This window comes from Pseudomonas fluorescens (assembly GCF_012974785.1).
GTDB classification, from domain to species: Bacteria; Pseudomonadota; Gammaproteobacteria; order Pseudomonadales; family Pseudomonadaceae; genus Aquipseudomonas; species Aquipseudomonas fluorescens_BT.
In genome coordinates this window covers 5,539,969-5,552,879 of record NZ_CP027561.1, presented here as the reverse complement: position 1 = coordinate 5,552,879, position 12,911 = coordinate 5,539,969, and the positions used below count along the sequence as shown (strand labels likewise).

Here is a 12,911-nt window from a genome sequence, read left to right as displayed (position 1 = left end):
CCTGCCTGAAACCGGCGCAGAAACGCAATGCGGAAACGGTTCAGGCGGAGGGCGGATCGAGCAGGAAATTACTCTTCATGTCTGCACCGGCTTCCGATTCCAGCGTCTGAACCTGCGCCTCGTCCTTCAGATTGACGCCCGACAGCTGTCGCCGACAGGCTTCGCGCATCAGGTACAGCAAGCGATGCGCCGCCATGCCGTAACTGAGCCCTTCCAGCCGCACATTGGAGATGCAGTTGCGGTAAGCATCCGTGAGGCCGACCTTTGGATTGTAGGTGAAATATAAACCCAGGCTGTCCGGTGAGCTGAGGCCCGGACGCTCTCCAATCAGCATCACGACCATTTTCGCGCCCAGCAACTGGCCGATTTCATCGCCAATCGCCACTCGGCCCTGTTCCACCAGCACTACCGGCGCTGTCGACCATTCGTCGGCGCTCATCTGTTCTTCCAGACGGGTGAGAAACGGCAGGGTATGCCGATGCACCGCCAGCGCCGAGAGACCATCAGCCACCACAATCACCAGATCCACCCCGCCCGGATGCGCCAGCGCGTATTCGCGCAGGGCTTGCGCCGATTGATCGCTCAACTTGCGCCCCAGATCCGGGCGTTGCAGGTAACTGTTGCGATCCACCGCCGCGCTGTGCAGCAGCAGGCTGTCGCGCTGGCGCCCGGTCAGTTGGGCGCGGAGCCCGGCATGATCGAACGGCAAATGCACCGCGTCCCGCGCCTGGGCGTGGGCGTACTGGAAATCCAGTTGCGCATGGGTCGGCAGGCTGGTGCCGGTGCGGCCAAGGGCTATGCGCGCCGGGGTCAGGCGACGCAGCTCCAGCCACGGGTTTTGTGGATCGACGGGCGGTTTTTCCATCTGACTCATCCCAGTTGCGCCAGCGCCTGGCGAAACGCCGGCGGCAGGTTGTTGCCGAAGCGGACCTTGCCGTCCGCCTGGGTGAAGATGCCCATGTTCGCCAGCCACTGTTCGAACTCCGGCGCCGGTTTCAGGCCCAGGGTCTGGCGGGCGTAGAGGGCGTCGTGGAACGAGGTGGTCTGGTAGTTGAGCATGATGTCGTCGGAGCCGGGGATGCCCATGATGAAGTTGATCCCCGCCACGCCCAACAGGGTCAGCAGGGTGTCCATGTCATCCTGGTCGGCTTCGGCGTGGTTGGTGTAGCAGATGTCGCAACCCATCGGCACGCCGAGCAACTTGCCGCAGAAGTGGTCTTCGAGGCCGGCGCGGATGATCTGTTTGCCGTTGTAGAGGTATTCCGGGCCGATGAAGCCTACGACGGTGTTCACCAGAAACGGCTTGAAATGCCGCGCCACGGCGTAGGCGCGGGTCTCGCAAGTCTGTTGATCGACGCCGTGGTGGGCGTTGGCCGACAGTGCGCTGCCCTGACCGGTCTCGAAATACATCAGGTTCTGCCCGAGTGTGCCGCGATTGAGGCTCAGGCCCGCTTCATAACCTTCCTGCAAGATGTTCAGGTTGATGCCGAAACTGGCGTTGGCCGCTTCGGTGCCGGCAATCGACTGGAACACCAGATCCAGCGGTACTCCACGGTTTATGGCTTCTATGGAAGTGGTGACGTGGGTCAGCACACAGGCCTGGGTCGGAATGTCGTAGCGCTGGATGATTGCGTCGAGCATTTCCAGCATCGCGCAGATCGAGGCGATGCTGTCGGTGGCCGGGTTGATGCCGATCATGGCGTCGCCGTTGCCGTACAACAGACCGTCGAGAATGCTCGCGGCGATGCCGGACGGCTCGTCGGTCGGGTGATTGGGTTGCAGCCTTGTGGATAACCGTCCGCGCAGGCCAAGGGTGCCGCGAAACTTCGTGACGACGCGGATCTTCTGCGCTACCAGCACCAGATCCTGCACGCGCATGATCTTCGACACGGCGGCGACCATTTCCGGCGTCAGGCCGGGGGCGAGGGCGCGCAGGCTGGACTCGTCGGCCGCTTCGCTGAGCAGCCAGTCGCGAAAACCACCGACGGTAAGGTGGCTGACCACGGCGAAAGCCTGTTTGTCGTGGCTGTCGATGATCAGCCGGGTGACTTCATCGGACTCGTAAGGAATCAGCGCTTCCTGCAGGAAATGCGTAAGCGGGATGTCGGCCAGCGCCATTTGCGCGGCGACCCGCTCGCCATCGTTGAGCGCAGCGACTCCAGCGAGGAAATCCCCGGAGCGCGCCGGGCTGGCCTTGGCCATCACATCCTTGAGGCTGTCGAAGCGGTAGGTCTGGGCGCCGACGGTATGGGCAAATGCGGCCATGGGGCGGTGTCCTCTTGATTCTGTGGATAACTCGATCCCACATTGGATCTTTATGCACTTATATATAGCGGGCACCGGGCGAAACGCCCGGTGCCGGTGCAACTAGATACCTTCGAGCATAGCGTCTGCCGGTGCTTCGGAGCGTTGCTTGGCGGTCAGATGGAAGTACAGGTAACCGGCGGCCATGAACCCGAGGAACACACAACCGATCAGCGTGTTGAACCACGCCATCGCCACCAGGCACACCAGCGCCAGAAACAACGCGATCCCCGGCACGATCGGATAACCCGGGGCGCGGAAGGTACGCTCAAGGTTCGGCTCGGTTTTGCGCAGTTTGAACAGGCTGAGCATGCTGATGATGTACATCACGATGGCGCCGAACACCGACATGGTGATCATCGCCGCCGTGAGGGTCATGCCTTGCAGATTGACCAGGCCGTCGCTGTAGATCGCAGCAATGCCGATCACGCCACCGGCCAGGATCGCCCGGTGAGGGGTCTGGAAACGCGAGAGTTTGGCCAGACTTTTCGGCAGGTAACCGGCCCGGGCCAGGGCAAAGAACTGCCGTGAGTAGCCCAGAATGATCCCGTGGAAACTCGCCACCAGCCCGAACAGACCGATCCACACCAGCATGTGCATCCACGTCGAGTTGTTGCCGACTACCGCTTTCATTGTCTGGGGCAGCGGATCGTTGATGTTCGCCAGTTGTCGCCAGTCGCCGACACCGCCGGCCATCACCATCACGCCGATGGCCAGGAACACCAGGGTCAGGATGCCGCTGACATAAGCCTTGGGAATCGTGCGTTTCGGGTCCTTGGCTTCCTCGGCCGCCATGGCTGCGCCTTCGATGGCGAGGAAAAACCAGATCGCGAAGGGAATGGCGGCGAAGATCCCGGGAATCGAGCCGAGGCTGAACTCGCTGGAGCCCGACCAGCCATTGAGCACGAAATTACTGAAGCTGAAGCCCGGTGCAACGACGCCCATGAACACCAGCAATTCAGCAACGGCCAGCACGGTGACCACCAACTCAAACGTCGCGGCGATGCTGACGCCGAGGATGTTCAGGGTCATGAACACGAAATACGCGCCGACCGCCGCGACTTTCGGATCAAGCTCCGGGTATTGCACATTGAGATAGGCGCCGATGGCCATGGCGATGGCCGGCGGGGCGAACACGAATTCGATCAGCGTGGCGATCCCGGCGATCAACCCGCCTTTCTCGCCAAAGGCCCGGCGGCTGTAGGCAAACGGCCCGCCCGCGTGGGGAATCGCGGTGGTCAGTTCGGTGAAACTGAAGATGAAGCAGGTGTACATGGTCGCAACCATCAGGGCCGTGACCAGGAAACCCAGGGTTCCCGCCGTGCCCCAGCCGTAACTCCAGCCGAAGTATTCGCCGGAAATCACCAGGCCGACGGCGATGCCCCACAGATGCAGGGTGCCGAGTGTAGGTTTGAGCTGTGTGGTGGAAGTCATAAGTCCTCTCTGTCTTTTTTATTGTTTGATCTGTTGGACTTTCGGGTGCAGAGGATTGAGTGGATGGATGCTGTTCACGCAGCGGCGGTGTTCAGGCAAATCCTGAATGACGGGTACGCAAGGCCCGTGCCAGAGCGGCCAGGCTTCGTGTTGTGTCATTAAGGACGCCATCGCTGGCAAGCCAGCTCCCACAGATTTCTGTGGTGTTCGGACTTGCGCACCCTGTGGGAGCTGGCTTGCCAGCGATAGCAATTAAAAGGGCGACACCGATAGTTCGGTGTCGCCCGGTTTTTTAGAAGAAGCCCAGCGGGTTGATGTCGTAGCTCACCAGCAGGTTTTTGGTCTGCTGGTAGTGGTCGAGCATCATCTTGTGGGTTTCACGGCCGACGCCGGACTTCTTGTACCCGCCGAACGCGGCATGCGCCGGGTACAGGTGGTAGCAGTTGGTCCACACACGACCGGCCTTGATGGCGCGGCCCATGCGATAGGCGCGGTTGATGTCGCGGGTCCAGAGGCCGGCGCCGAGGCCGAACTCGGTGTCGTTGGCGATGGCCAGGGCTTCGGCTTCGTCCTTGAAGGTGGTGATGCTCACCACCGGGCCGAAGATTTCCTCCTGGAATACGCGCATCTTGTTGGTGCCCTTGAGCAGCGTCGGCTGGATGTAATACCCGGTCGCCAGGCTGCCCTCGAGTTTTTCCACCTTGCCGCCGGTCAGCAGCTCGGCACCTTCGCCCTTGGCGATTTCCAGGTACGAAAGGATCTTGTCGAATTGCTGTTCGGACGCCTGGGCGCCGACCATGGTGTCGGTGTCGAGCGGGTCGCCACGTTTGATCTGGCTGACCTTCTTCATCACCGCTTCCATGAACTGCGGATAGATCGACTCCTGAACCAGCGCACGGGACGGGCAGGTGCAGACTTCGCCCTGGTTGAAAAACGCCAGCACCAGGCCTTCAGCGGCTTTTTCAATGAAGCTTGGCTCGGCCTGCATGATGTCTTCGAAGAAGATGTTCGGCGACTTGCCGCCCAGTTCCACGGTGGACGGAATGATGTTTTCGGCGGCGCACTTCATGATGTGCGAGCCGACCGGCGTCGAGCCGGTGAACGCGATCTTGGCGATGCGCTTGCTGGTGGCCAGGGCTTCGCCGGCTTCCTTGCCGAACCCTTGCACCACGTTGAGCACGCCCGGCGGCAGCAGGTCGCCGATCAGCTCCAGCAGCACACTGATACCCAGCGGGGTCTGCTCGGCAGGTTTGAGCACCACGCAGTTGCCGGCGGCCAGGGCCGGGGCGAGTTTCCACGCGGCCATCAGGATCGGGAAGTTCCACGGGATGATCTGGCCGACCACGCCCAGCGGTTCATGGATGTGATAAGCGACGGTGTTGCCATCGATCTCGGCAGCGCTGCCTTCCTGGGCGCGCAGGCACCCGGCGAAATAGCGGAAGTGGTCGGCGGCCAGCGGGATGTCGGCGTTGAGGGTTTCGCGGATGGCTTTGCCGTTGTCCCAGGTTTCGGTGATCGCCAGGGTTTCGAGGTTCTGTTCGATGCGGTCGGCGATTTTCAGCAGGATCAGCGAGCGGGCCTGGGCGGAAGTGGAGCCCCAGGCATCGGCAGCGGCGTGGGCGGCGTCCAGCGCCTTTTCGATATCTTCGGCCGTGGAGCGCGGGAATTCGGCAATCGGCTGGCCATTCACTGGCGAGGTATTGGTGAAGTACTGACCTTTGACAGGCGCGACGAACTCGCCGCCGATGTAGTTACCGTACTTGCTCTTGAACGAGACTTTGGCGCCTTCAGTACCGGGGTGGGCGTAACGCATGATGTTCTCCTTGGCTTTGTACTTATTAGAGAAACGCGCATGAGCGCTTGCCATAAGCGTAGAGCAAAGGGCGGGCCACTGCCGTGCAGGTCAGGCAAATCAAGGCCTTGCGAGGTTTGTGTCGGACAAGTGGCAAGCGTCTGTGACGGTATCGGTACAGCTTGAGTGACAGTTTGTACCGCTTCTGGCACAACCCGTGACCGGGCGGTCTTGCCAGCATTGCAAAGACCGGTGGGCTGGAGGATGCTGGGCACCACTTCACGCATGGGCCGATGAGCCTCGGGGAGAATAATAAGAAATGCACGACAACCATTTGAGTCGCCATGCCCAACAGGTTCTTACCGTCACCCAGGGCAAGCCGCACCTGCATGGCCCCGGTGCCGACCCGTCGATTGCCCGCTCGTGGCTGCGTTGTCTTGAGGACTATCACCTCGACCCGGCCCTGACCATGGCGCCGACCGTGCTCGAGCACGGACGCGTCCTCGAAAGCCGCGAACGGCTGCAGCAGGTGTTGCAGATCGCCGGCAACGAAATGAGCAGCCTGCATCAACAACTCTCCGGCGCCGGACACGCGGTGCTGCTGACCGATGCGCGCGGGGTGATCCTCAACTGCGTCACGGCTGCCGCCGAACGCAAGATCTTCGAACGCGCCGGCCTCTGGCTGGGTTCCGACTGGAGCGAGGCCTGCGAAGGCACCAACGGCATCGGCACTTGCCTGGTTGAACGTCAGGCTTTGACCATCCATCAGGACGAACACTTTCGCGGGCGCCACACCGGCCTGACTTGCTCGGCGAGCCCGGTGTTCGACCCCCACGGCGAGTTGCTGGCGGTGCTCGACGTGTCCTCGGCGCGGCCGGACGTTTCGCGCCAGAGCCAGTTCCACACCATGGCGCTGGTCAATCTGTCGGCGAAGATGATCGAGAGCTGCTATTTCCTGCGCTGTTTCGATAATCAATGGTTGCTGCGTTTCCATCTCCAGGCCGAATCCGTCGGGCTGTTCAGCGAAGGGCTGCTGGCGTTTGACGGGGAAGGGCGGATCAGTGCGGTCAATCAGAGCGCATTGAATCTGCTGGGACACATTCGTGGTGGTTTGCTCGGTAAACCGGTGGAGGCGTTTTTCGATTGTTCGCTGGATGAGTTGCTGGGGCGCGCCAGTGCCCATGCCAGCGCAAGCTGGCCGCTGCGCACCCGAGACGGGCGGCATCTGTTTGCGGTGTTGCGCGCAGAAGCGCGCAAGCCGTCTCCCGTGCTGCCGAAACCGGCAGTTCCCGAGGCGCCACGCCTGTCCGGCATTTGCCTGGGCGATGCCGGGCTGCAAGCGGCTTTTCGCAAGGCCCTGCGGGTGTTCGAGCGCGACGTGCCGCTACTGATCAATGGCGAGACAGGCTCCGGCAAGGAAGCATTTGCCAAGGCTGTGCATCAGGCCAGTCAGCGTGCGAGCAAGGCTTTCGTTGCCCTCAACTGCGCAGCGATACCCGAAAGCCTGATCGAGAGCGAGTTGTTCGGCTATCGCGGCGGCAGCTTCACCGGCGCGCGCAAGGACGGCATGCGCGGCAAGCTGCAGCAGGCCGATGGCGGTACGTTGTTTCTCGATGAAATCGGCGACATGCCGCTGGCACTGCAAACCCGGCTGTTGCGAGTGCTGGAAGACCGGCAGGTGGTGCCGATCGGTGGCGAGCCCGAAGCGGTCAACGTGCGGATCATCAGTGCCACTCACCGCAATTTGCTGGAACGGGTTGGCGACGGCAGTTTCCGGGAAGATTTGTATTACCGGCTCAACGGGCTGGAAGTGGCGCTGCCGCCGTTGCGCGAGCGCAGTGACAAGTCGCAGTTGCTGGATTTTCTGCTGGCCGAAGAGGCGGGCGGGGAACAGATCCTGATTGACGAGCCGGCGCGCCGGGCTTTGCTCGGGTTCAACTGGCCGGGCAATGTGCGGCAGATGCGCAATGTGCTGCGCACACTGGCAGCGTTGTGCGATGAAGGGCGGATCGGGCTGGAGGACTTGCCGGCGATGCTGCGGCAGGTGCAGCCGCTGCTGGCCAACGTCGAAGAAGCGTCGTCCGAACATCCACTGGAAGATGCCGAGCGGCTGGCGTTGCTCAATGCGCTGGAACACACGCGCTGGCACATGACCCACACGGCGCAACAATTGGGCGTCAGTCGTAATACGCTCTATAGAAAGTTGCGCAAGCACGGGATTGCCCGAACCGCCTGAATGCTCCTGCCGATCGTTCCCACGCTCTGCGTCCGCTTTTGGACGCAGAGCGTCCTGTGCTGCATTCCCACGCAGAGCGTGGGAACGATCATGTCGGGTGATCAGCTAAAGAGTGCGATTTCCCCCTCCCTGCGCTAACCTGCGGCCATGTTTTACGAGGTCGACTATGCACATTCATATTCTGGGTATCTGCGGGACTTTCATGGGCTCGATGGCGGTTCTGGCCAAAGAGCTGGGCCATCACGTGACCGGCTCCGATGCCAACGTCTATCCGCCGATGAGCACCCAGCTCGAAGCCCAGGGCATTCAGCTGACTCAGGGGTACGACCCGGCCCAGCTTGATCCGGCACCGGATCTGGTGGTGATCGGCAACGCCATGTCCCGCGGCAACCCGGCAGTGGAATATGTGCTGAACAAAGGCCTGCCGTATGTATCCGGCCCGCAGTGGCTGGCGGATCACGTGTTGCAGGGTCGCTGGGTGCTGGCGGTTGCCGGTACTCATGGCAAGACCACCACCAGCAGCATGCTCGCCTGGGTACTGGAGCATGCCGGCATGAGCCCGGGCTTCCTGATCGGTGGCGTTCCGCAGAACTTCTCGGTGTCGGCGCGTCTGGGCGGCACGCCGTTCTTCGTGATCGAGGCCGACGAATACGACAGCGCGTTCTTCGACAAGCGTTCGAAGTTCGTCCATTACCGTCCGCGCACGGCGATCCTCAATAACCTCGAGTTCGATCACGCTGACATCTTCCCTGATCTGCCGGCCATCGAGCGGCAGTTCCACCACTTGGTGCGGACCATTCCGAGCGAAGGCCTGGTGATCCACCCGACCACCGAGCCGGCCTTGCAGCGCGTGATCGAGATGGGCTGCTGGACCCCTGTGCAAACCACCGGTGCCGGCGGTCAGTGGCAGGTCAAATTGCTCAAAGACGACGGCTCGGCGTTCGAAGTGATGTTCGAGGGTGTGTCCCAAGGCGTCGTCGAGTGGGAGTTGACGGGGCAGCACAACGTCGCCAACGCTTTGGCCACTCTGGCCGCAGCGCGTCACGTCGGTGTTGTGCCGTCGATGGGCATCGCCGGGTTGAGCGCGTTCAAGAGCGTCAAACGCCGGATGGAAAAAGTCGCGGAAGTGCGCGGCATCACCATCTACGACGATTTCGCTCACCACCCGACCGCGATTGCCACCACCCTCGACGGTCTACGCAAACGCATTGGCGATGCGCCGCTGATCGCGATCATCGAGCCACGTTCCAACTCGATGAAACTCGGCGCACACCGTGACGGTCTGCCGGACAGCGTGGTCGATGCCGATCAAGTGATCTGGTACGCCCCGGCCAACCTCGGCTGGGATCTGGCAGGCACCGCCGCGTTGTGCACTGTGCCGTCGATCGTCAGCGATTCGCTGGAAGGCATCATCGAACGCGTCAAGAGCCAGGCCCAGCCCGGCACTCATGTAGTGATCATGAGCAACGGCGGCTTCGGCGGCCTGCACGGCAAACTCGCCGAGGCGCTGAAATGAACACTCGTCTGCAGAGCAATGGCCCTGAACGCATCACGCTGGCGATGACCGGCGCGTCCGGCGCCCAGTACGGCTTGCGCCTGCTGGATTGTCTGGTGCGCGAGGATCGCGAGGTGCATTTCCTGATCTCCAAGGCCGCGCAACTGGTGATGGCCACCGAGACCGACGTGTCGCTGCCGGCCAAGCCGCAAATGATGCAGGCGTTCCTCACCGAATATACCGGCGCGGCTGCCGGGCAGATCCGTGTATACGGCAAGGAAGACTGGATGTCGCCGGTGGCCTCGGGCTCCGGTGCCCCGGCCGCGATGGTGGTGGTGCCGTGCTCGACGGGTACGCTGTCGGCCATCGCCACCGGCGCCTGCAACAACCTGATCGAACGGGCAGCAGACGTGACGCTGAAGGAACGTCGCCAGTTGATTCTGGTGCCACGCGAAGCGCCGTATTCGAGCATTCATCTGGAGCACATGCTCAAGCTGTCGAACATGGGCGTGACCATCCTGCCGGCCTCGCCAGGTTTCTATCACCAGCCGCAGACCATCGATGACCTGATCGATTTCGTGGTGGCGCGGATTCTCAATCTGCTGGGCATTCCCCAGGACATGCTGCCGCGTTGGGGCGAACACCATCTGAGCAGCGATGAATAAGCTGCTGGCGATCCTGCTGATCTTGCAACTGACCGGCTGCGCCACGGCGCGCACGCTCGATGCCGCCAAGCCCGGCGCGCCGGTGGTGTATTCCGGCACCCGACTGGACTTGTACGCCATGAATGGTGGCTGTTGCGCGATGGATCGATTCGGCGCCGAAGCGCCGAGCTATCCCGCAGTGGATCTGCCGGCCAGCGCATTGCTCGATACGCTGCTATTGCCGTTGTCGTTGCTGACGGTGCTGGGCGTAGGGTTTCAGGCCACTGGCGGGCTGTGAAAATCAATGGCTCGACCACGCAGGATCGAGCCATTGAAACTGCCTACAACGTGATCGTTTCGGGTGGAAAGACGATGTCGTCGGAGAAGATGTCCTGTCCCGTCGGCAACTCGATAACGCGCTTGCCGGCGCTCGCCACTTCATCGATCAGCGCGTCATATTCGTCACGGTTCAAGTCTCCTGCACGCGTGCGGGCCTCGATGGCATCAGTGTGGTTCTGATTCGATCCGGTGGCGCGTGACTGTGCCTGCAGATAGATATCCTCCACTGTGGCCGCGCGGGTCATGGTCGAGTTGACGAGCCAGACGCGTCTGGAGGTGAGCCCGATCGGAGACGTCGAGACATGCCCCTCCATTTTCATGCTCGGGAACAGGATTTTGCCGTCAGCGAGGCTCTGGTTGGGCCGCATTGGATTGTAGGCGCGATTTTCCTGTCCCGGAACGACCTCCACATTGCGAGTGTCGAGCAGGTAGCAGAATCTGATACGTCGCGGGTGGGGCGCCAGGCCGGCGTGACTGTTCTGGCGCGATTCGCTAGCCGCCAGCGGATCCTCTGTCCGGACGACCTCATTCGCGAAATCCATGGCAGTCTTGAGACTGAACACCGCGCTGACGGGAGTCTCGCTCGTGGAGCCTACGGTCGATAACCGTTGTGGAACCATGGCGGCGGGCCGGGCAATTTCGAAGGGCATCCGCTCGTCTACTTTGAACACGGCGGGGATGTCGGTTCTGTACAGGTAGTTATGCTTGTTGCGTTTATAGCCACTGTGTACCAGCAATTCTTGAAAGAAGGGGGCCGTCAGGCTGGCTTTCAGAATGCTGGTGCCTTCCCCCTGATTTCTCAAACTGATCATTTCGGCACGAATTTCCGGCAGAAACGGATCGTAGAGTTTTGGGTTGGCTACGAGTCGCGTGCGATCTCGATGTGTCTTTGCCCACGTGGGCAGCTCATCGTTGATCAGATTCTTGAACTGCCCGGTCGGCGATATCTCCTTGCACAGTCGCGCCAGTTGCAGGGTGGACAGATTGTACGGCTGGAAGCGGGCAATGACCTGTTCCTTTGAGTCGAGCTGAGAATAAGGGCGTGTCCACAACCGCAGGTATTCGATCAACTGTTCGCGCCGGGAAGGCGCTTCACGTTGTTTGATCCATGCGGGTGGTTTCCCGGAGATCGCAACGTCCCGACGAAAGCGCACGAGGTCGTCTCCTTCGATCCTGTACAGGTTCCAGATATCGATGTCCCGCCAGTAGGGTCGGAATGCCCGTTGTTCCGCTGAATACTTCACAGGCCTGACGACAGTCAGGCCGGATCCTTCGGGGAACGCCACTTGAGTGAGCGGGCCGTGACTGTCGTCCAGGCCAGGTTTGCGCCGCATTTCGACGTAACCATGAGGGTCTGGTTTTTCGAGATCCCAGGTGTAGTGACTCTTGTCACCGTAAACCGGTGTGGCGTCCGGGTTTTCTGGTGTGCCGGGTTTCGACAGGCGCGGCAACGAGTCGGGCGTCGACAGCTCTGGTAAAGGCGTTCGAGGGGGTGGTGCGGGGCGGTGCAAAGTGACGGTTTCGAGATGTTCGGCCCACTTGGCAGGGGGACGTTTCTGATGGTCCAGGAGGCGGTTGAACATGTTGCGGTCCATCTCCGGCCCCAGCCAGCGACGTAGCTCGTCAAACAGGTAAGTGTTTTCCATCCGTCGTGCGCGAACATGCGCCCACTGAGGTTTCCTGCCGGTGCGCTCTGCTTCGGCGCGAAAACGGGCGATGTCTGCACCCTGTATGCCGTAGAGATCCCAGATGTCGCGATCTGTCCAGGCAGGCAGCAGTTCGGCTGGCTGATCGATGGGGTGAGCGGGAGGCTCGACACTGACGAACGCACCGCTATCGTCCCTGAACGCGTGGTGCAACGGAGGGCCAACCGAGTCGTCCAGCCGCATTTTTCGGTGCATGAGCACATAACCATGGTGATGGTGGGTGGCTTCGTCCCATACGTAATGCCGGGTGTCGACGTACACGACGGGAGTGACCGATTGCGGCTGAGGCGGTCGCCCCGGTTGTGGCTGGAATGCCTGTGCCAGGCTGTCGTCTGCGTCGACTACCGGCTGATGTATCGTCGGTTCAATCGAACGGCTGACAATTTGCGGCCTGCCGATCCGCCAGGTATTGCTCTCGGGGTCGAAGTGCAGGGCAGGGCCAGAGGGGTGCGCTTCCTGTGGAAGGATGGGGCGGTAGGTTCCGATGCTCTCGTCCCAGGCCACCATGACCGTTGTGGTCGAGGTGTACTGCACCTCGGCGTAAATGCGCCCTTTGTGGACGCGTAACCCTTCGGGCCCCACGGCAGGCAAAAGGGGTCTTGCCTGGGATGGCACTTCATATTGGCGAATCGATTCGGTCGAGCGGGGATCGAGGAGCGAGGCTCCGGGGTTCTCGGCGACAGGGTTTACCAAGTCCCTGACCTGCATCGCGGGCAATCTGTCGCTTGTAACGGCGGGCAGTGTGGTTCCCGGTTGCTGGTTGGGCAGAGAGAGTTCCGGTCCTTCGAGGCGAACCAGCCCCGGGATCTCAAAACGCGGAACTGACGGAGGGGGTGATGAATCAACGGGGTTGTGGGGTGTGCCGGTGTTTTTCGGCGTTGGGTTTTTGGGTGCCATCTGGGAATCCTTTCAATGATTGCCCGACGTGCTGCCGTCTCATGTGGGGATGACAGCAGGCGCA

The 12,911-nt window shown here is 61.6% G+C and carries 9 protein-coding genes; 4 read left to right on the top strand and 5 right to left on the bottom strand.

Annotated features, from left to right (window positions below; all coding sequences use genetic code 11):
• Positions 1-40 precede the first annotated feature (40 nt).
• The 4 genes from eutC to exaC all read right to left on the bottom strand — a co-directional run bounded on the left by eutC (position 41) and on the right by exaC (position 5,551).
• On the bottom strand, positions 41-874 hold the full coding sequence (gene eutC / locus C6Y56_RS25285) for an ethanolamine ammonia-lyase subunit EutC (protein WP_432760314.1): 834 nt from the start codon (positions 872-874) through the stop codon (positions 41-43).
• Entirely contained in the window at positions 871-2,265 is a 1,395-nt protein-coding gene (locus tag C6Y56_RS25280; RefSeq protein ID WP_169432083.1) for an ethanolamine ammonia-lyase subunit EutB, read from the bottom strand. The genes eutC and C6Y56_RS25280 overlap by 4 nt, the downstream gene beginning before the upstream one ends.
• Before the next feature lie 102 nt (positions 2,266-2,367).
• Positions 2,368-3,738: an ethanolamine permease gene (eat, locus tag C6Y56_RS25275; RefSeq protein WP_169432082.1), complete on the bottom strand. Its 1,371-nt coding sequence runs from the start codon at positions 3,736-3,738 to the stop codon at positions 2,368-2,370.
• A 292-nt stretch (positions 3,739-4,030) separates the two neighbouring features.
• A complete protein-coding gene (gene exaC / locus C6Y56_RS25270; RefSeq protein WP_134020938.1) occupies positions 4,031-5,551 on the bottom strand; it encodes an acetaldehyde dehydrogenase ExaC in 1,521 nt (506 codons plus the stop codon).
• A 298-nt stretch (positions 5,552-5,849) separates the two neighbouring features.
• Between exaC and C6Y56_RS25265 the strand changes: the two genes are divergently transcribed.
• From C6Y56_RS25265 to C6Y56_RS25250, 4 genes are all read left to right on the top strand, one after another.
• Positions 5,850-7,766: a sigma-54-dependent Fis family transcriptional regulator gene (locus tag C6Y56_RS25265; protein ID WP_169432081.1), complete on the top strand. Its 1,917-nt coding sequence runs from the start codon at positions 5,850-5,852 to the stop codon at positions 7,764-7,766.
• 166 nt (positions 7,767-7,932) lie between these two features.
• Positions 7,933-9,282, top strand: coding sequence for a UDP-N-acetylmuramate:L-alanyl-gamma-D-glutamyl-meso-diaminopimelate ligase (gene mpl / locus C6Y56_RS25260; RefSeq protein WP_007958628.1), 1,350 nt, complete (start codon positions 7,933-7,935; stop codon positions 9,280-9,282).
• A complete protein-coding gene (gene ubiX / locus C6Y56_RS25255; RefSeq protein WP_085654987.1) occupies positions 9,279-9,926 on the top strand; it encodes a flavin prenyltransferase UbiX in 648 nt (215 codons plus the stop codon). Before mpl ends, ubiX begins: the two co-directional genes overlap by 4 nt.
• Positions 9,919-10,203, top strand: a complete 285-nt coding sequence (locus C6Y56_RS25250) for a YceK/YidQ family lipoprotein (RefSeq protein ID WP_169432080.1) — start codon at positions 9,919-9,921, stop codon at positions 10,201-10,203. Before ubiX ends, C6Y56_RS25250 begins: the two co-directional genes overlap by 8 nt.
• 43 nt (positions 10,204-10,246) lie before the next feature.
• Here C6Y56_RS25250 and C6Y56_RS25245 read toward each other — a convergent pair whose 3' ends face one another.
• On the bottom strand, positions 10,247-12,847 hold the full coding sequence (locus tag C6Y56_RS25245) for a hypothetical protein (RefSeq protein WP_169432079.1): 2,601 nt from the start codon (positions 12,845-12,847) through the stop codon (positions 10,247-10,249).
• Positions 12,848-12,911 lie beyond the last annotated feature (64 nt).

Bases quoted from the DNA above. Each gene is read 5' to 3' on its own strand.
- eutC (WP_432760314.1), bottom strand. From the start codon at position 874: ATGAGTCAGATGGAAAAACCGCCCGTCGATCCACAAAACCCGTGGCTG.
- C6Y56_RS25280 (WP_169432083.1), bottom strand. From the start codon at position 2,265: ATGGCCGCATTTGCCCATACCGTCGGCGCCCAGACCTACCGCTTCGAC.
- eat (WP_169432082.1), bottom strand. From the start codon at position 3,738: ATGACTTCCACCACACAGCTCAAACCTACACTCGGCACCCTGCATCTG.
- exaC (WP_134020938.1), bottom strand. From the start codon at position 5,551: ATGCGTTACGCCCACCCCGGTACTGAAGGCGCCAAAGTCTCGTTCAAG.
- C6Y56_RS25265 (WP_169432081.1), top strand. From the start codon at position 5,850: ATGCACGACAACCATTTGAGTCGCCATGCCCAACAGGTTCTTACCGTC.
- mpl (WP_007958628.1), top strand. From the start codon at position 7,933: ATGCACATTCATATTCTGGGTATCTGCGGGACTTTCATGGGCTCGATG.
- ubiX (WP_085654987.1), top strand. From the start codon at position 9,279: ATGAACACTCGTCTGCAGAGCAATGGCCCTGAACGCATCACGCTGGCG.
- C6Y56_RS25250 (WP_169432080.1), top strand. From the start codon at position 9,919: ATGAATAAGCTGCTGGCGATCCTGCTGATCTTGCAACTGACCGGCTGC.
- C6Y56_RS25245 (WP_169432079.1), bottom strand. From the start codon at position 12,847: ATGGCACCCAAAAACCCAACGCCGAAAAACACCGGCACACCCCACAAC.